18 protein-coding genes and 1 tRNA gene are annotated in these 17,722 nt (G+C 69.5%); 11 read left to right on the forward strand and 8 right to left on the reverse strand.

The genetic code is table 11. The annotated features are described in order from the left end of the window. Positions 1-3 precede the first annotated feature (3 nt). The 6 genes from RWQ91_RS11555 to RWQ91_RS11580 all read left to right on the forward strand — a co-directional run bounded on the left by RWQ91_RS11555 (position 4) and on the right by RWQ91_RS11580 (position 5,678). Entirely contained in the window at positions 4-1,446 is a 1,443-nt protein-coding gene (locus RWQ91_RS11555) for an NAD(P)/FAD-dependent oxidoreductase (protein WP_314506118.1), read from the forward strand. 106 nt (positions 1,447-1,552) lie between these two features. Continuing rightward, positions 1,553-1,861, forward strand: coding sequence for a hypothetical protein (locus RWQ91_RS11560; RefSeq protein ID WP_314506119.1), 309 nt, complete (start codon positions 1,553-1,555; stop codon positions 1,859-1,861). A gap of 24 nt (positions 1,862-1,885) precedes the next feature. Next, positions 1,886-4,354: a nitrate reductase gene (locus RWQ91_RS11565; protein WP_314506121.1), complete on the forward strand. Its 2,469-nt coding sequence runs from the start codon at positions 1,886-1,888 to the stop codon at positions 4,352-4,354. Continuing rightward, a complete protein-coding gene (locus tag RWQ91_RS11570; protein ID WP_314506122.1) occupies positions 4,354-4,812 on the forward strand; it encodes a hypothetical protein in 459 nt (152 codons plus the stop codon). The genes RWQ91_RS11565 and RWQ91_RS11570 overlap by 1 nt, the downstream gene beginning before the upstream one ends. Further along, on the forward strand, positions 4,809-5,345 hold the full coding sequence (locus RWQ91_RS11575; protein ID WP_314506124.1) for an HPP family protein: 537 nt from the start codon (positions 4,809-4,811) through the stop codon (positions 5,343-5,345). The genes RWQ91_RS11570 and RWQ91_RS11575 overlap by 4 nt, the downstream gene beginning before the upstream one ends. A 111-nt stretch (positions 5,346-5,456) precedes the next feature. Then, positions 5,457-5,678, forward strand: coding sequence for an amphi-Trp domain-containing protein (locus RWQ91_RS11580; protein WP_314506126.1), 222 nt, complete (start codon positions 5,457-5,459; stop codon positions 5,676-5,678). Positions 5,679-5,767: 89 nt separating this feature from the next. Here the strand turns inward: RWQ91_RS11580 and RWQ91_RS11585 are convergent, their stop codons facing one another. From RWQ91_RS11585 to RWQ91_RS11595, 3 genes are all read right to left on the reverse strand, one after another. Next, positions 5,768-6,691 (reverse strand): metallophosphoesterase, encoded by a 924-nt coding sequence (locus RWQ91_RS11585; protein ID WP_314506128.1) that lies wholly within the window; start codon positions 6,689-6,691, stop codon positions 5,768-5,770. Between the two features lie 92 nt (positions 6,692-6,783). Next, a tRNA-Thr gene (locus tag RWQ91_RS11590) sits at positions 6,784-6,856 on the reverse strand. A 41-nt stretch (positions 6,857-6,897) separates the two neighbouring features. Then, the gene (locus RWQ91_RS11595; RefSeq protein WP_314506130.1) at positions 6,898-7,887 is read right to left on the reverse strand and encodes a thioredoxin domain-containing protein; all 990 of its coding nucleotides are present in this window, start codon (positions 7,885-7,887) and stop codon (positions 6,898-6,900) included. A gap of 221 nt (positions 7,888-8,108) precedes the next feature. On the opposite strand from RWQ91_RS11595, the gene RWQ91_RS11600 reads away from it, so the two are divergent. Both RWQ91_RS11600 and RWQ91_RS11605 read left to right on the forward strand, forming a co-directional pair. Then, positions 8,109-9,215 (forward strand): sn-glycerol-3-phosphate ABC transporter ATP-binding protein UgpC, encoded by a 1,107-nt coding sequence (locus RWQ91_RS11600; protein WP_314506131.1) that lies wholly within the window; start codon positions 8,109-8,111, stop codon positions 9,213-9,215. A gap of 75 nt (positions 9,216-9,290) precedes the next feature. Then, entirely contained in the window at positions 9,291-10,601 is a 1,311-nt protein-coding gene (locus RWQ91_RS11605) for a DUF4032 domain-containing protein (RefSeq protein WP_314506133.1), read from the forward strand. 20 nt (positions 10,602-10,621) lie between these two features. On the opposite strand, the gene RWQ91_RS11610 is transcribed toward RWQ91_RS11605, so the two are convergent. The 3 genes from RWQ91_RS11610 to cysS all read right to left on the reverse strand — a co-directional run bounded on the left by RWQ91_RS11610 (position 10,622) and on the right by cysS (position 13,747). Continuing rightward, a complete protein-coding gene (locus RWQ91_RS11610) occupies positions 10,622-11,263 on the reverse strand; it encodes an NAD(P)H-binding protein (protein WP_314506135.1) in 642 nt (213 codons plus the stop codon). 77 nt (positions 11,264-11,340) lie between these two features. Beyond that, positions 11,341-12,333: a 23S rRNA (guanosine(2251)-2'-O)-methyltransferase RlmB gene (gene rlmB / locus RWQ91_RS11615; RefSeq protein ID WP_314506136.1), complete on the reverse strand. Its 993-nt coding sequence runs from the start codon at positions 12,331-12,333 to the stop codon at positions 11,341-11,343. Continuing rightward, a complete protein-coding gene (gene cysS / locus RWQ91_RS11620; protein ID WP_314506137.1) occupies positions 12,323-13,747 on the reverse strand; it encodes a cysteine--tRNA ligase in 1,425 nt (474 codons plus the stop codon). Before cysS ends, rlmB begins: the two co-directional genes overlap by 11 nt. Positions 13,748-13,840: 93 nt before the next feature. Here cysS and RWQ91_RS11625 point away from each other — a divergent pair, with 93 nt between their 5' ends. Beyond that, a complete protein-coding gene (locus RWQ91_RS11625) occupies positions 13,841-14,794 on the forward strand; it encodes an EamA family transporter (protein WP_314506138.1) in 954 nt (317 codons plus the stop codon). A gap of 3 nt (positions 14,795-14,797) precedes the next feature. Then, entirely contained in the window at positions 14,798-15,262 is a 465-nt protein-coding gene (locus RWQ91_RS11630; protein ID WP_314506140.1) for a GNAT family N-acetyltransferase, read from the forward strand. Positions 15,263-15,265: 3 nt separating this feature from the next. Here the strand turns inward: RWQ91_RS11630 and ispD are convergent, their stop codons facing one another. Next, on the reverse strand, positions 15,266-16,471 hold the full coding sequence (ispD, locus tag RWQ91_RS11635; RefSeq protein ID WP_314506142.1) for a 2-C-methyl-D-erythritol 4-phosphate cytidylyltransferase: 1,206 nt from the start codon (positions 16,469-16,471) through the stop codon (positions 15,266-15,268). A gap of 138 nt (positions 16,472-16,609) precedes the next feature. After that, positions 16,610-17,092, reverse strand: a complete 483-nt coding sequence (locus tag RWQ91_RS11640; protein WP_314506144.1) for a CarD family transcriptional regulator — start codon at positions 17,090-17,092, stop codon at positions 16,610-16,612. 145 nt (positions 17,093-17,237) lie between these two features. Between RWQ91_RS11640 and RWQ91_RS11645 the strand changes: the two genes are divergently transcribed. Continuing rightward, complete coding sequence (locus RWQ91_RS11645) at positions 17,238-17,708, forward strand: DNA modification methylase (protein ID WP_314506146.1); 471 nt, start codon at positions 17,238-17,240, stop codon at positions 17,706-17,708. Positions 17,709-17,722 lie beyond the last annotated feature (14 nt).

Raw genomic sequence — 17,722 nt, forward strand, 5'->3', positions numbered from 1 at the left:
GACGTGGATGCCGTCGTGGTCGGCGCCGGCCCGAACGGTCTCGCAGCCGCCGTGACGCTCGCCCGAGCCGGCTTGCGCGTCCGCGTGTACGAGCGCGCCGGCCAGGCGGGCGGCGGAGCGGCGACGCGCGAACTCACCCTCCCCGGCTTTCGTCATGACGTGTGCTCGGCCGTGCACCCGATGGCCTTCGCATCGCGATTCTTCCGGGAGTTCAGGCTCGAGCGGCGCGTGTCCTTCATCACGCCCGAGGTCTCGTTCGGCCACCCCCTCGACGGCGGTCGCGCTGCGATCGCTCACCGGGACCTCGAACGCACGTGCGCAGAGCTGGGCGTGGACGGCGCCGCATACGGCGCGATCATGGCGCCGCTGGCTCGTCGAGCGGACGGCGTCGCCGAGTTCACGGGGTCGACGCTCCTGCGCATCCCGCGGGATCCGCTCGTCGCTGCGGCCTTCGCCGTCCGCTCCCTCGAGCAGGGCACCCCCGCCTGGAACCTGCGGTTCCGAGGCGATGCCGTCCCGGCTCTGCTCACCGGCGTCGCGGCGCACTCGATCCTGCACCAGCCCAGCATCGCCGCAGCCGGCGCCGGGCTCGTGCTGGCCGCGTACGCGCACGCGCGTGGATGGCCGATCCCCGTCGGGGGCAGCCAGTCGATCGTCGACGCGATGGTGTCGGACCTGCGCGCGCACGGCGGTGAGATCATCCTCGACCACGACGTCACCTCGCTGGCCGAGCTGCCGCCCGCAGCCGCGACGATCCTGGACATCACTCCGCGTGCCTTCGTGCGCATGGCCGGCACGTCGATGCCGAGACGATACCGCCGGTCGCTCGAGTCGTTCCGCTACGGCGGCGGGGTCGCGAAGGTGGATTTCGCGCTCACCGACCCGGTGCCGTGGGCGAACCCCGAGCTGCGCCGCGCCGGCACGATCCACGTCGGCGGGAACCGGTCGCAGATCGCGGACGCCGAGAACGACGTGAACCGCGGCCGCCTCCCCGACCGGCCGTACGTGCTTGTCGCCCAGCCCTCGACGTTCGACGCCGGCCGCGCCCCCGATGGCCGCCACACCCTCTGGACGTACACTCACGTTCCGGCCGGATCGCCTGCCGACCGGCGCGACGCAGTCATCCGCCAGATCGAGCGCTTCGCGCCCGGTTTCCGCGACACCGTCCTGGACATCAGCTCACGCACCGCGCTCGATGTCGAACGCCACGATCCGAACTACGTGCTCGGGGACATCGCCGCCGGCGCACCGACCCTGCGCCAGCTCGTGCGTCGTCCCGTGCTCGGCCCTGAGCCCTGGCGCACGCCGATCCCGGGGGTCTACCTCGCGTCCGCGTCGGTCTCGCCCGGCCCCGGCGTACACGGACTCGGCGGCTGGGCGGCGGCGCTCAGCGCTCTGCGCCATGAGTTCGGCACCCGCACGCTGCCCGATCTGTCACCGCCGTGACGCATCGATCGCCCACGATGTAGCCCAAAAACGCGGCGCCGTCAATCCTCTCCGGCGATGTCGGGGAGGCGGACGAAAGTGGAGCCATCGAGCAAGGAGGTGGACGATGGCCGTCGACATCGGACCGGTCTGGCGTCGCACGCGCACCTTGGGTCGATTCGCCGAGGCAGACGTGTTGAAGCAGCTGCCGACGAGACGCCCGGCAGCTCCGCCGGCGGCATCCGCGTCTCTCAAGTGGGCGCTGATCGACACCGAGCGCTACGAGGTGACGATGCGCGGCGAGACCATCGGCTTCATCGACATCGCCGGTGCCGTGTTCGTCGCACTCGCCGGGCGCCGGTACGACCAGGCGGTCGAAGCCGCGCAGACCCTCGTGTTCGAAGACGCGCTCCGAGCGCTCGAGCAGCACTGCTGAGGCCACAGGCGGCGGAGGCGCGTCATGGTCGACAGGATCGCGGACATCTGGGGAACCCGCACCCCGTACCGCCGGGGCGGCGAGTGGCCGGTGCGCGTCGATCAGAAGCTGGCCGAAGGCCTGGTCGAAGAGGATGTCGATCGGTGGGTGCAGGCGGCGTGCACGCTGTGCAGCAACGGCTGCGCGTGCGACATCGCGGTCAAGGACGGCCGGATGGTGGGTGTCCGCGGCCGACCCGGAGACGTCGTCAACCGCGGCCGGCTGGGTCCCAAGGGTCTGTTCGGGTCATGGCAGGGCATGGCGAACGACCAGCGCCTGACCCGCCCCCTCGTGCGCGTCGACGGGCGCCTCGAAGAATCCGACTGGGACACCGCGATGGCGCGAATCGTGGAGCGCAGCCGGTCGCTGCTGCAGGAGAAGGGCCCGCTCAGCCACGCGTTCTACACGAGCGGACAGCTCTTCCTCGAGGAGTACTACGCCCTGAGCATCATCGGCAAGGCCGGGATCGGCACGCCGCACATGGACGGCAACACACGCCTGTGCACGGCGACCGCTGCGGCCGCCATGAAGGAGAGCTTCGGCGCCGACGGTCAACCGGGCACCTTCGCCGACATCGACCACTGCGATGCCCTCTTCCTGTACGGCCACAACATGGCCGAGACCCAGACGGTGCTCTGGGCCCGCGTGCTGGACCGCCTCGCGGGAGACGACCGGCCGCTGCTGGTGTGCGTCGATCCGCGGGAAACGGAATGCGCCCGGCTCGCCGACGTGCACCTCGCGATCCAGCCGGGCACGAATCTGGCGCTCATGAACGGGCTCATCCGCGAGGTGCTCGCGAACGGCTGGGTGGACGCCGATTACGTCGCCGAGCACACCGTCGGCTTCGACGACCTGAAGAAGGCGGTGGAGAGCTGGACCCCCGAAGCCGTCGCCACGACGTGCGGGGTCTCCGCGGACGATGTGCGAGAAGCCGCCCGGATCTTCGGCACCAGCGAGCGGGTGATCTCGACCGTGCTGCAGGGCTTCTACCAGTCCACGCAGGCGACGGCGGCATCCTGTCAGGTCAACAATCTGCATCTCCTGCGCGGCATGCTCGGCAAGCCCGGCGGCGGCATCCTGCAGATGAACGGACAGCCCACCGCGCAGAACAACCGCGAGTGCGGCGCGGACGGCGACCTGCCGGGCTTCCGCAACTGGGACAACGCCGCCCACGTCGACCAGCTCGCGCAGCTGTGGGATGTGGATGCCGGCGTCATCCCGCACTGGGCGCCGCCGACGCACGCGATGCAGATCTTCCGCTACGTCGAGCAGGGCAGCATCCAGTTCCTCTGGGTCTCGGCGACCAACCCGGCAGTCTCACTCCCCCAGCTGGAGCGGATCCGCGGCATCCTCGAGAAGGACAGCCTCTTCCTCGTCGTCCAGGACCTCTATCTCACCGAGACCGCCGCGGTCGCCGACGTCGTGCTCCCTGCCGCGGGGTGGGGCGAGAAGACGGGGACCTTCACGAACGCCGACCGCGTGGTGCACCTGGCCGAGAAAGCGGTGGATCCTCCCGGCGACGCGCGCAGCGACCTCGACATCTTCCTGGAGTACGCCCGCCGCATGGACTTCCGCACCCGCTCAGGCCGGCCGCTGCTGGAGTGGAGCGGACCTGAGGACGCATTCCGCGCGTGGCAGGAGTGCAGCCGTGGCCGCCCGTGCGACTACACCGGGCTGAGCTACGAGAAGCTGCGCGGCCCGAGCGGCATCCCCTGGCCCTGCAACGACGAGCATCCCGACGGGGTCGAGCGCCTGTACAGCGACAGTGTCTTCCCGAGCGAGCCGGACGAGTGCGAGAGCTACGGTCACGATCTGCTGACGGGCGCGGAGAAGGGCGAGACGGCTTTCCGCGCACTGGAGACGCACGGCCGCGCGATCCTCAAAGCGACCGAGTTCTCGCCGCCGCACGAGCTGCCCAGCGAGGAGTACCCCCTCCGCTTCAGCACCGGGCGCACGGCCTACCACTTCCACACGCGCACCCGCACGGGTCGCGCGCGGCAGCTGAACAGGGCGGCTCCCGCGGCGTGGGTGGAGCTGTCGCGTCCGGATGCCGAAAGCCTCGGCATCCGCGAGGGTGACATCGTCGGCGTCCATTCGCCGCGCGGATCGCTGGTGGTCCCTGCGCGCGTCGGGGACGTGCGGAAGGGCACGGTCTTCGCGCCCTTCCATTACGGATACTGGGATGCCGGGGGCTTCGGACCCGACGGGCACCCGACCGCGGCCAACGAGCTGACCATCACCGAGTGGGATCCGGTGTCGAAGCAGCCGATCTTCAAGGTCGCGGCGGTGCGCGTCGAGAAGATCTCCGACGGCGACCGGCCCGCGCCGGCGCCGACCACCGCGGCGTCACGCCCCGAGGCGCGGGCCGGCGTCCCGGCGACGGTGGGCGGCCCGGACGGCGAGAGCACGGAATGTTTCGAAGCCGACGGCGGCGCACGAGGCGGCGAGCGCTGATGCTGCTGCCGGTGTACCTCGGGATGCTGGAGCGGTCGGAGTCCGCTCTGGCGCAGTTCTTCCGCCAGGTGGCGGAGGGCCACGGCGACGAGCCCGACGTCTTCCACCTGTGCCACACGCTCGCCCAACAGTGCGAAAGGCATCGCCGTTCCCTGCAGCCGGTGATCGACAGGTACGGCGAGCAGCCCGACGATGAGCCCGAGCGCCTGCACACCGACGCGCTGGATTCGACGCGCGAAGGACCCCTCGGCCTGCTGCGCGACCTGCAGGACCTGTACCTGCTGGCGAGCTTCGTCGACATCACCTGGACGGCGGTGAAGCAGGCCGCGATGGGCGTGCGCGATGAAGAGCTGGTCTCGATCGTCGAGGGGTGCGAGGGCGAGACGAAGACCCAGTTGGCATGGCTGAGCACCCGGTTGAAGCAAGCGGCTCCGCAAGCGCTGATCGTGGCCTCATGAGCCCTCCGCGGAGCCTGCTCGAACGGGCGAAGTCCCGGTACGGACGCCTGGGCGCCGCCGCTTACTCGGTCGTGCTGAGTCTGGTGGTGCTCACCGCGACGGGTCTCGTGGGCGTGGTCGCGGCGCTGCCGTGGCTCTTCCCGAGCCTCGGCCCCACCGTCATGCTGTTCTTCGACTCCCCCGAGCAGCCCTCGGCCCGTCCGCTCAACACGATCGTGGGCCACGCGGTCGGCATCCTGGCCGGCGTGGCGTGCCTGGCCGCCTTCGGACTGTTCGGTGCGAAGCCGGCGCCCGTCGGTGGGCTGACGCCCGCCTACGTCGCCGCCGGCGCACTATCGGTCGCCCTGACGATCCTCGTGCTGACCCTCCTCGACCTGCCTCATCCGCCGGCGGGAGCGACCACGCTGATCGTGAGCCTCGGCATCCTGACCACCCCTCCGCAGCTGCTTTCGATGATGGGTGCCGTGATCCTGGTGACGATCATCGGCTGGGGTGCCAACGTGCTGCTCGGAACGCGGCCCGCGAAGACCTGACCTCAGCGGACGTCGGCACCACCCTGCGGCCGGCGGTGGTTGTCCGAGAAACCCTGCCGCGGGTCGTCCGGGCTCGCTACGGTCGAGAACACGACATCAGGGAGAGACGCCATGGACCTGTTCGACATCGACGACACGCAGCGGATGAGCCGTGAGGAGGCGGCCGCCAGACTGCACGCACTGGCCGACGTCTTGGCGAAGAACAACTCCGTCGAGTTCGACCGCGGGGGGCGCCGCATCACCATCAACGTCCCCGACCAGGTCAATCTGAAGGTGGAGGTGGAGCTCGGCGATGAGGGCGAGAACGAGCTGGAGGTCGAGCTCACCTGGTGAGCGCGTCCGGCCCGGATGGTCAACGGTTCTCCCGGCGCTGCAAGGGGCCCGGCGGCGTCGTCGAGCGCTGCGTCAACCACCTCGGAGCGTCAGCGGCTGATCTCGAACTGGTCGGCTCCGCCGCCGACGGTCGCGCCGGTGATGGAGTTCTCACGGATCGTCAGTGACAGGAACCCCGGCGCGCCGGGGTAGGCGGCCACGGTCTGCGGCCACCACGGCGACTCGGGATCGAGGCCCCGGGACTCATGGCCGCCCATGCCGGCGACGATGAACGTCGTCTGATCGACGACGGTGCGGGAATAGTTGTGATCGTGAGCCGTCAGAACCAGCGGGACGCCCTTGGAGATCGCGAGTTCCGACAGTGCCTTCGACTCGTCGCCCGCTGACCCGTGCTCTCCCACCGTGACGTGCGGCTCGTGCATGGCGAGGATCGGCCACAGCCCCGCCTCGTCGGCCGCGTCCATCGCCTGCGAGATTCTCTCGTACCCGGGCGTGCCCGGGAGATAGCCGATGCCTTCCTGCGGTGAGGCCGTGATGATGCGCGCACCAGGAATGTCGATCACCTGCTCGACGGCGGGTGTGCCGGTCGCTCCGGGTGTGGGAGGGAGGCAGGCGACGAAGTCTGCAGTGAGGGGCCCTTGACTGTCGGGGACGGTTTCATGATTGCCCTGCACCCAGCCGAAAGGACCTGTGATCTGCGCAGTCACTGCGTCGCAGAACGGTTGCGCCGTGGTGGTGTAGGCGAGGTCACCGAGGAGGAGGGTCAGACTCGCATCGATGGCGCCCATCCCCGCGAGGGTGGCGGCGCCCGCCGGTTCGAGCCCGATGTCACCGACCGTCGCGACCGTGGACAGAACCGGATCCGAACCCTCCCCCGTGGGGGTAGGAGAAGCCGACGCGGCCTCGGTGACGGTCGGCAGGGGCGTCTGCGTAGGCGACGGCGCGGGCTCCGCGACACATCCGGATATCGCCAGCATTGCGGCGACCACGACCGCTCCCCAGAGCTTCCTCACCGACACCAGCATATGGCGGGCTGCTCGGTATGAGCCATGCGCGCGGGCGGTGGCGTGACAGGTGAGCGCTCCGGCGGGGCGGATCATTCTCGAGCCGACTACGGGACTTGAACCCGTAACCCCCTAATTACAAGTTAGGTGCGCTACCAATTGCGCCAAGTCGGCAGGTACAGAAGTCTACCGATGCCCGCCGGGCGGCATCCGTCCTACGGAGTGGGGGTAGGTGTCGGCGTCGCAGTGTCGGACGGCGTCGCGGTCGGCGAAGGGGTGCTGTAGTAGGCGTCGCTCGCGCTCGTGAGCACGAACTGGGCGAATTCCTTGGGGTCCGTCAGCGCTCCCAGGTACTGCACGCCGTTGACGAAGACCATGGGGGTGCCGGTCAGCGTCGCGTCATCGGTCTCGGGCAGACCCTGCAGCGCGCGCTCGGTCGCGGACTTCGCCCAGGAGGCGAACTCCTGCTTCTCGATGCACGACCGCACGACCTTGGGCGATTGGACGCCCGAGGCCTGCGCCATGTTCGCGAGTTCCGCGTCGGTGTACCCGTCGGCGTCGACCTCGGGCTGCTCGGTGAGCAGGGCGTTGTTGAACGCGAAGAACGTGTCGGGCGAATGCGTGGCGACACACGCCGCGGCGCTCGCCGCACGCAGCGAGTATTTGGTGCCGTTCGACTTCGCGGTCAGCATGGCGACCGGGTAATACGTCAGTGTGGCGGCATCCGCGCTGACCCACTTCGAGAGCTGCTGCACGTTCGCGACCTGGAAGTCGTGCGAACCGGTCGAGAGGTAATCGACGTAGACACGGATGTCGGCGACGGGCTGCTCGGTCGCATCCGGGGTCGGAGTGGGCGTCGGCGTCGGCGTCTCGGTGGGGGCGGCGGCTTCGAGCGACTGGGCCGCGGACTCGTCGTCGATGGTGCCCGACTCCGTGGCCGAGCCGACGCCCGCGACAGTGGTCACCACGAAGCCGTCGTCGGTGACGTTCGTCGGGCTGAGCAGCGGCTGCGACGCGGACGAGGAGACCACCCAGGTGACGATGACGGCGGCGACGGCGACCACGGCGACGATGACCGTCACGAGCGAGGCCGTGCGGATCACGTGGGCCCGCGACTGCTGAGCCTGAACCTGTTGCGCCTTCTCACGGACCGCGTGACGGCGGTGGCGCTCGGCAGGCACGTTCGGGGAGTCGTCGCTCGACATGGGACCTCTCGGGGCGGCTGCGGACCGGGTGGCCCTGCATGGATCGCACGGTGAGGCGACCGGATTCGATGCTAACCAGGCAGGCTGGGAAATACCCAGACGGCGCCTGGTTACGGGCCGTGTCATACTGGACGAACGCCCAATGACGGGCCGCGGTTCGCCCCGCAAATCCATCACTACGGATCGTCCGGCACGTACCTGCCGGTGAAGGAGAAGAAACAATGGCGTCAGTCACGTTCGACAACGCAACCCGCTTGTACCCCGGAGGCACCCGTGCCGCGGTCGACAAGCTCAACCTCGAAGTCGGCGACGGCGAGTTCCTCGTCCTGGTCGGCCCCTCCGGATGTGGCAAGTCCACGTCCCTGCGCATGCTCGCCGGCCTCGAAGAGGTCAACTCGGGCCGCATCCTGATCGGCGACCGCGACGTGACCGACGTCCCGCCGAAGGACCGCGACATCGCGATGGTGTTCCAGAACTACGCGCTGTACCCCCACATGACGGTCGCCGAGAACATGGGCTTCGCCCTGAAGATCGCCGGCATCGGCAAGGAAGAGCGCGCAGCCCGCGTGCTCGAGGCCGCCAAGCTCCTCGACCTCGAGGACTACCTCACCCGCAAGCCGAAGGCGCTCTCGGGTGGTCAGCGTCAGCGCGTCGCGATGGGACGCGCGATCGTCCGCCAGCCGCAGGTGTTCCTCATGGACGAGCCGCTGTCGAACCTCGACGCCAAGCTGCGCGTGCAGACGCGTACGCAGATCGCGTCGCTGCAGCGCCGCCTCGGCGTCACCACGGTCTACGTCACGCACGACCAGACCGAGGCCCTCACCATGGGTGACCGCATCGCCGTGCTCAAGGACGGCCTCCTGCAGCAGGTCGGCACCCCCCGCGACCTGTACGAGCGCCCGAACAATGTGTTCGTCGCCGGCTTCATCGGCTCCCCCGCCATGAACCTGTTCCCGGCTGACCTCGCCGAGGGCGGCGTCCAGTTCGGCTCCGAGGTCGTCCCGCTCGACCGCGACACGGTCGGCCGCGCGAACGGCAGCCAGGTCACGGTCGGCGTGCGTCCCGAGGACATCGTCGTCGGCCCCGCCGATGGCAAGGGCCTCTCGGTGGTCGTCGACCTCGTCGAAGAGCTCGGCGCGGACGGCTACCTGTACGGCCACACCGACATCGCCGGCAAGCGCACCGACATCGTCGCCCGCGTCGACGGTCGCCGCCACCCGAACGCCGGTGACACGGTGACGCTCGCCGCCACCGCAGGTCACGTGCACGCGTTCGACCTCGAGTCGGGCGAGCGCCTCAACGACGCTCCGGTCATCTCGGGCAGCTAGTATCCGGACCGCGGCGCGGAGGGTCATCGACCTTCCGCGCCGCGGTTCTTCTTTTGCCGAGCCGCAGGGGGTTGCATGCCGGATGCACTGAGGATCACCGCGAGTTCCGTGGACCCGGGCCTGCTGTCGCTGCCGTGGTCCACTCCGCTGGCCGAGTGGCCGAGCAACGCGATCGTGTTCCTGCCCAAGGGACTCTCCCGGCACCTCGTACGCTTCGCGAACCTCTCGGGTCGCGTCGTCGCGATCAAGGAGACCACCGAGGAGATGGCGCGCCGCGAGTACGACATGCTCGGCAATCTGCATCGGCTGGATGCCCCGTGCGTCGATCGGGTCGCCGTGATCGCCGGACGCACCGATGCCGCGGGCGACCCGCTCCCGGCCGCACTGGTCACCGCCCACCTCAAATTCTCGATGCCGTACCGTGCGCTGTTCACCCAGGTGCTTCGCCCCGATACGGCGAACCGGCTCGTGGACGCCCTTGCCCTGCTGCTCGTGCGCCTCCACAACGTCGGCTTCTTCTGGGGCGACGTCTCGCTGTCGAACACCCTCTTCCGACGCGACGCCGGCGCCTTCGCCGCCTACCTCGTGGACGCCGAGACCGGTGAACTGCACGAGAACGGGCTCACCTCCGGTCAGCGTGCGCACGACCTGGACGTCGCGCGCACGAACATCGCCGGCGAGATCATGGACCTCGAAGCGGGCGGCCGGCTCGAGGGCGGAGTGGACGCGCTCGCGATCGCCGACGGCATCATGTCGTCGTACCGCTCACTGTGGACAGCCCTCACCGACGAAGAGGCGTTCTCGCCGAACGAGTCGTGGCGCATCACCGAGCGGGTGCAGCGCCTCAACGATCTCGGCTTCGACATCGGCGAGATGTCGATCCAGGCCATGGCCGACGGTACGAAGGTCTCGATCCAGCCGAAAGTGGTGGATGCCGGGCACCACCAGCGGCGCCTCCTGCGGCTGACCGGCCTCGACGTCGAGGAGAATCAGGCGCGGCGTCTGCTGAACGATCTCGATGAGTTCCGGGCGCGGATCTCGCGCCTCGGCGATGACGAGGACATGGTCGCGCACGAGTGGCTCACCCGCGTGTTCGAACCGGTGATCAAGTCGATCCCCTTCGATCTGCGCGCCAAGCTCGAACCGGCCGAGGTGTTCCACCAGGTGCTCGAGCACCGGTGGTACATGTCACAAGCGCGCGGAAAGGCCGTGCCCCTGGCCGAGGTCATCACGAGCTACATCGACGACGTGCTGCGTCACCGGCGCGATGAGGCGACCCTGATGGGTCCGATGACCGAGACGATGGCGCTGCCGGTCATCACCGCCGACATCCCCGTCCAGGACGACGAGGATGCCGACAGCGTCGACTGGCGCGACCTGGTCTAGCCGCTGCCGGTGGTCGCCGACTAGTAGCCGACGGTGAAACGCTCTCGCGAGTGCTTCGGGTTCTCGATCTCGTCGACGACCGCGACCGCGAAGTCCGGTCCGGAGATGTACGACTCGCCATCGGCATCCGTCACGATCACGTCGCCGCCGTCGCGGTAGCTGCCCGTGCGCTCCCCCGGGTTCCAGGCGCCGAAACCGCCGGCGGGGTGCACGTAGAACCAGTCGTGACCGTGGTCGTTCGCGCGCAGATCCTCCAGGACGCCGATCGCCTCGAGCGCCTCCGGCTTGAACTCCTCGGTGAACGACGGCTGATCCACGACCCGGGGACCGCCTTCGGAGACCTGGCTTCCGCCCGCGCCGCCGATCACGCCGATGCGGACGTTCTGCGGCAGCGATGCGACGAGCTCGGCCACGTTGGGCCGGACGCTGCCCTCCATGTCACCGCGGGCGGGAACTGTCACCACGACGACGTCCACGCCCTGCAGCTCTGCGACGAGGCTGGGAGAGTCCAGAAGCGTCCCCTCGATGTAGGTCGCTCCTTCGACGCGTTCCGCAGGCACGCTGCGGGCGACGGAGACGACGGTGTGTCCGCGATCCACCGCCTCGGTGACGATGTGACGACCGGCGTAGCCGGTTCCTCCGATGACGGCGATGCGTGCCATGGTGTTCCTTTCGACGGGGTTGTCGGTACCAAGCGGCTCCGCACGCGTTTCATTCCCAAGAATGAAACGCGGCGACATCACGCGTCGGGAGTCCGCAGGACCGACACCTGGTACAGGGCGACGGATGCCGCGATGCCGGCGTTCAGAGACTCGGTGGCCGCGTCGATCGGAATCGACACGATCTGATCGCACGTCTCGCTGACCAGTCGGGAGAGACCCTTGCCCTCGGAGCCGACGACGATCACGACCGGCCGGTCGGCCAGTTCGAGCGCCGGCAGCGAGACCTCTCCGCCGCCGTCGAGACCCAGGACGAACACGCCCTGCTTCTTGAAGTCCTTGAGCGTCGAGGTGAGGTTGGGCGCGATCGCGACCGGGATGCGAGCGGCCGCGCCGGCGCTGGTCTTCCAGGCGGCGCTGTTCACGCTCGCCGAGCGGCGCTGCGGGAGGATGACACCGTGCCCGCCGAACGCGCCGGTGGAGCGGATGATCGCGCCGAGGTTGCGGGGGTCGGTGATGCCGTCCAGCGCGACGAACAGCGGGACGCTGCCCTTGTCGATCACGCTCTCCAGGAGATCCTGCGGGTGCGCGTACTCGTACGGCGGCACCTTGAGGGCGACGCCCTGGTGCACGCCGTCGAAGCCGGCCATGCGGTCGAGTTCGGGACGCGTGACCTCCATCACCGGAATCTGGCGGTGCGTGGCGATCGAGAGCATCTCCTTGACGCGATCGTCCATCTCCACGCGCTGGGCGATGTAGAACGCGGTCGCGGGGATCTTGGCCCGCAGAGCCTCGAGCACGGAGTTGCGCCCGGTCACCACCTCGGTGTCGTCGTCTTTCTTCGCGGCGCGCGGGCGCGACTGAGCCTGCCCGGCCGGCTTGCCCTTGCCGCCCGCGGCGGCATAACGCTCCGCGGCGGCCTTGCGCTTGCCGGCGGGGTGCCAGGCGCGGTCCTCGGCCTTCGGCGTCGGCCCGCGACCCTCGAGCGAGCGCTTGTTCTTGCCGCCTGTGCCCTTCGTGGGGCCCTTCTTGCCCTTGCTGGCGCCCGGGCGCCCCGGCTTGCTACCGGCCATGAATACTCCAATGTGTGGCGTCGTTCGTGTCTTCGAGCGTGATGCCCGCGGCGGCGATGGCATCTCGGATGCGATCCGCCGCCGCCCAGTCTTTGGCCGCGCGCGCCTCGGCGCGCTGGGCGATGAGGCTCTGGACGAGAGCGTCCAGAGCCGAGTACTCCGCACCCGTCGCTGCTGTCTGCCACGCCGGGTCCAGGGGGTCGATGCCGAGGATGCCCGTCATGATCGCGACGTCGGTGAAGGCCTGCACGGTCGCTCCGCGGTCACCGGCATCCAAGGCCGTGTTGCCCGACCGCACCGTCTCGTGCAGCACGGCGAGCGCCTGCGGCACGCCCAGGTCGTCGTCCATCGCGGCGGCGAAGCGCTCGGGAACCTCCCCGGCGATCCGCAGATCGGCGGAGTCGCCCTGGAGAGCCCTCACCGCGCGCTCGAGGAAGCTCCCGATCCGCTCGAGCGCCGCCTCGGCCTCGTCGAAGGATGAGTCAGTGATGTCCAGGCTCGAGCGGTAGTGCGCTGCCGCGAGCGCGTAGCGCACCACCAGCGGGGCGCGCTCGCGCAGCACGTCCTCCGCGAGCAGGAAGTTGCCCAGCGACTTGGACATCTTCTGATCGCCGACCGTCACCAGGCCGTTGTGCACCCAGTAGCGGGCGAACGGGTCTCCGGCGGCGGTGGACTGCGCCAGTTCGTTCTCGTGGTGCGGAAAGCGCAGGTCCAGGCCTCCGCCGTGGATGTCGAACTCGGGTCCGAGGTAGCGACGCGACATCGCGGAGCATTCGATGTGCCATCCCGGCCGGCCGCTGCCCCACGGGGAATCCCACCGGGCGCTGTCGGGCTCGTCGTCCTTCGACCCCTTCCAGAGTGCGAAATCCCGGGGATCGCGCTTCCCGCGGGGGTCGGCATCCGCGGCCGGCTCCATCGCGTCGAGCGACTGGCGGGTGAGCGTGCCGTACTCGCTCCAGGAGCGGACGTCGAAGTACACGTCCCCGTTCGCCGCGTAGGCGTGCCCCGCGTCGATCAGACGCGCGATGAGCTCCTCCATCTGCGGGATGGAGGCGGTCGCGCGCGGCTCGTACGTCGGCGGCGCGATGCCGATCGCGGCGTACGCGGCCGAGAACTCGAGCTCCATGCGGTAGGCCAGCGCCCACCACGGCTCGATGTCGGTCGCGTTCGCCAGCACCTTGTCGTCGATGTCTGTGACGTTGCGCACGAAGGTGACGCGCCCGAAGCGGTGTGCGAGCCAGCGCCTGAGGATGTCGAAGCTCAGCGCTCCCCGGAGGTGCCCGATGTGCGGCCCGGACTGGACGGTCGGACCGCAGACGTAGACCGTCACGTTCGTGGGGTCGAGCGGCGCGAAGTCGCGCAGTGACTGCGCTTTCGTGTCGTAGAGCCTCACGGGCGGAATACCGGGTGTCACCGCACCAGCCTACCGGCGGCGGCGGCGCCGAACCTGGCCGTGACGAGCGTGCCCGGTTCGGTCGACGACGCGCGCTGCCTGTAGAACTGGAGGGTGATCCACGTCCTGGCCGTCCTCGCCGCGGCGCTGCTGTTCGGGACGACCGGAACCTCGATGGCCCTCGGACCCGATGGCGCCACACCACTGTCGGTCGGAGCGGTGCGCCTCGTGATCGGCGGCACGGGGCTTGCGGTCATCGCGTTCGTCCTCGCTCGCCGCCACGCCCGCCAGGCCGCGACGCCGCCGCCGCGATCGCTGCGCCTGTCCAGAGCCGGGATGCGGCCCATCTCACTGATGGTGCTGACGGGCTTCTGCCTCGCCCTGTACCAGCCGCTGTTCTTCCTGGGCACCGAGCGCAACGGGGTCGCGGTCGGAACGGTCGTCGCACTGGGCTCGGCGCCGATCCTCGCCGGCCTGCTGGAGTGGGTGCTGACCCGGCGGATCCCGAGTTCGACGTGGATGCTGGCCACCGCCCTCGCGACCGTCGGCGTCGTGCTCTTGGGGTTCGGCGGAGAAGCACCCAGCGCCGGTGGCGGGGGCGGCACCGATCCCATCGGGCTCATCGCGAGCGTCGGCGCGGGCGCCACGTTCGCGGTGATCGCGAACACCCAGCGCCGCCTGCTGGACGACGCCTGGGATCCGTTCACCGTCGTCGGCGCGATGGGGGCGAGCTCGGCCGTGATCTCGGCCTTCGTGCTGCCGTTCGTCGATCTGCGCTGGCTCGGGACGCCGGAGGGACTGGCGATGGCGCTCTGGCTGGGGATCGCGACGATCTCGATCGCGTACGTGCTGTTCACCTGGGGTCTGGGCGGCCTCACCGCGGCGACGGCCGCGACCCTCACGCTGGGCGAACCGCTCACTGCCAGCATCCTGGGCATCGTCGTGCTCGGAGAACGGCTTTCGGCGCTGGCGATCATCGGACTGGTCGTCCTCGCCGCTGGGCTGGCGCTGCTCGCCTGGGGATCACGCGCCCCGCGCGATCCCGTGCCCTTCGCGGTGGAGGGCTGAGGGATGCCGCGCATCGAGGTCCGTATCGACGACCTGTCCGGGCACGACGTGCAGGCCCTGATCCGAAGCCACCTGGACGGGATGCACGACGCGTCGCCGGCGGAGAGCGTGCACGCGCTGGACATCGAGGGTCTGCGGCATCCGTCGATCACGTTCTGGTCGGCTTGGGTAGATGGCGACCTGGCCGGAATCGGCGCGCTCAAGCGGATCGACGCCGAGCGCGGCGAGCTCAAATCCATGCGCGTCGACGACCGCTTCCGTGGCGCCGGGATCGGGCGCGCACTGCTGCGCCACATCCTCGCCGCCGCACGCGACAGCGGAATCACCGGCGTCTGGCTCGAAACGGGAAGCGCCGAGGAGTTCGTCCCGGCCGTACGCCTCTACGAGAGCGAGGGCTTCACGCGGTGCGGGCCGTTCGACGGGTACACCGACGATCCGTTCTCGGTGTTCATGACCCGCGCGCTCTGACGATCAGGCCGGCACCACGACAGCCATCGCGAACGCCGCGACGCCTTCGCCGCGACCGGTGAAGCCGAGCCCGTCGGTGGTCGTCGCCGACAGCGAGACCGCGGCACCGCCGAGCGCGGAGGAGAGTGCACGCTCTGCCTCTTCACGACGGGCGCTCAAGCGCGGGCGATTGGCCTGCACCTGGACGGAGACGTTGCCGACGCGCCACCCGGCTTCACCGAGCAGGCCGAGCGTGCGCGCGAGGAAGAGGTCGGCGTGCGCGCCGGCGTACTCGGGATGATCTGTGCCGAAATGGGTGCCGATGTCGCCGAGACCTGCCGCCGACAGGAGCGCATCGACGATCGCGTGCGCGACGGCGTCGCCGTCGGAGTGACCCGAGAGCGCCGGCTCCCCGAGCCATTCCAGTCCGGCGAGCCAGAGGTCGCCGGGTCCGCCGAACGCGTGCACGTCGGTCCCGATTCCCACGCGGGGAACAGGCAGGAGGTTCTCGAGGTGCGCCATCGACGGCTGCGAGGGATGCCGCGCCACGATCGACCGGGCACGCTCCATGTCGTCGGGCGTCGTGATCTTGAATGCGAGCACGTCGCCGTCCACGACCGCGACGTCGTGGCCGGCCGCCGCGACCAGCGCGGCGTCGTCGGTGTGATCCGCCTCGGCGACCGCGTAGGCGGCATCCAGCACATCACGGCGGAAACCCTGCGGCGTCTGCGCCGCGGCGAGCTCGGATCGGTCGAGTGCGGCGGTGATCAGGGACCCGTCGACGCGCTTGATCGTGTCGATGACCGGCAGCACCGGAATGGCGCCCGCGCGACCGGCGTCCACGGCGGCGATCACGCGTTCGAAGACCGCGGGCGGGGTCAGGGCGCGGGCCGCATCGTGCACGAGGACGATCTCGACGTCGGCCCACAGCGCGTCGAGCCCCGCGGCGACCGAGGCCTGTCGGGTCGGGCCTCCCGACACGACGGAGACGAGATCGCGCCTGTCGCCGGCCGCGGCGAGCGCGTCGGTCAGGGCATCTCCCTCGCGACCCGGTGGCGCGACGATCACGACCTGCGCCTCGGGGGCGTCGAGCACCCGCTGCAGCGCATGGCGGAGCATCGTGTGCTCGTCGATCCCGACGAACGCCTTCGGCATGCCGGCGTGAAGTCGCGTTCCCGACCCGGCTGCAACGACGATCACCGCGATGCGCGGCACAGGCGTGATACTCACGCCCGCCACGCTACCTTGGCGAGGTCTCGATACGCTCGCTGACGCTCAGCTACTCGACCTTGAGTCGATGACCCATCAACGCGGATCTCGATACGGCGCTATCGCGCCTACTCGAATCTCGCATTGATCCGTCCCGACTCAACTCGCGAGGACCTCGTCGAGGATCGCGCCGGCCTGCTCTTCGTCGGTCTTCTCCGCGAGCGCGAGCTCGGAGATCAGGATCTGCTTCGCCTTGGCGAGCATGCGCTTCTCACCGGCCGACAGGCCGCGGTCCTGATCGCGGCGCCACAGGTCGCGGACGACCTCGCTGACCTTGATGACATCACCCGACGCGAGCTTCTCGAGGTTCGCCTTGTACCGGCGGGACCAGTTCGTCGGCTCCTCGGTGAAGGGTGCGCGCAGCACCTCGAAGACCCGATCAAGGCCTTCCTTGCCGATGACGTCGCGAACGCCGACCAGATCGACATTCTCCGCAGGAACTTCGATGATCAGATCGCCCTGAGTGACGTTGAGCTTCAGGTATTTCTTGGTCTCGCCCTTGATGACCCGGTCCTTGACTTCGATGATCGTCGCGGCCCCGTGGTGGGGGTAAACGACCGTTTCGCCAACCTCAAAAAGCATGGAGTTATGTCCTTTCGGCAACCTCCACGATACCACAGGCGCAGATGCGGTAAGGTTCGCCGCCCACCCCCCGGCAGGCCACTCGGCGCCGTCCGCGACGCACCCCTAGAATGTCAGGGAACCGTCATCCGTTCCTGGAGGATCTGTGAATTCGCGCCTTATCGCGTCCCTCGCCGTGAGCGCCCTCGTGGTCCTCGGAACGAGCGGATGCGCCCTCGTGTCCACGCAGGCGACGCAGCTGCAGTACTCGGCGTCCGACGGGGTCAACATCCCGCACTCCGGACCCCTCGACGTGCGCAATGTGCTCGTCGTGACCGAGGACGGGGTCGACGGGGTGCTGGTCGCGGCGATCGTGAACACGACGAGCGAGCCCCAGACGCTGAACATCGAGTACGGCGAAGGCTCCGACAAGACGAGCGAGAAGATCCGGGTTCCCGCGAACGGCGTCGTCAGCCTCGGCACCGACGAGACCGACGCGCTGCCGCTCGAGGGAATCGACTCCGCGCTGGGCACGAACCTGCCGATGTTCTTCCAGTCCGGCGACAGCGAGGGCGTCCTGTACGCCGTCCCCGTGCTCGACGGCTCACTGGACTACTACGGCGACCTTCTCCCCTGACCTCGGCAGCGTGC

It is taken from the genome of uncultured Microbacterium sp. (assembly GCF_963524805.1).
Taxonomy (GTDB): Bacteria; Actinomycetota; Actinomycetes; order Actinomycetales; family Microbacteriaceae; genus Microbacterium.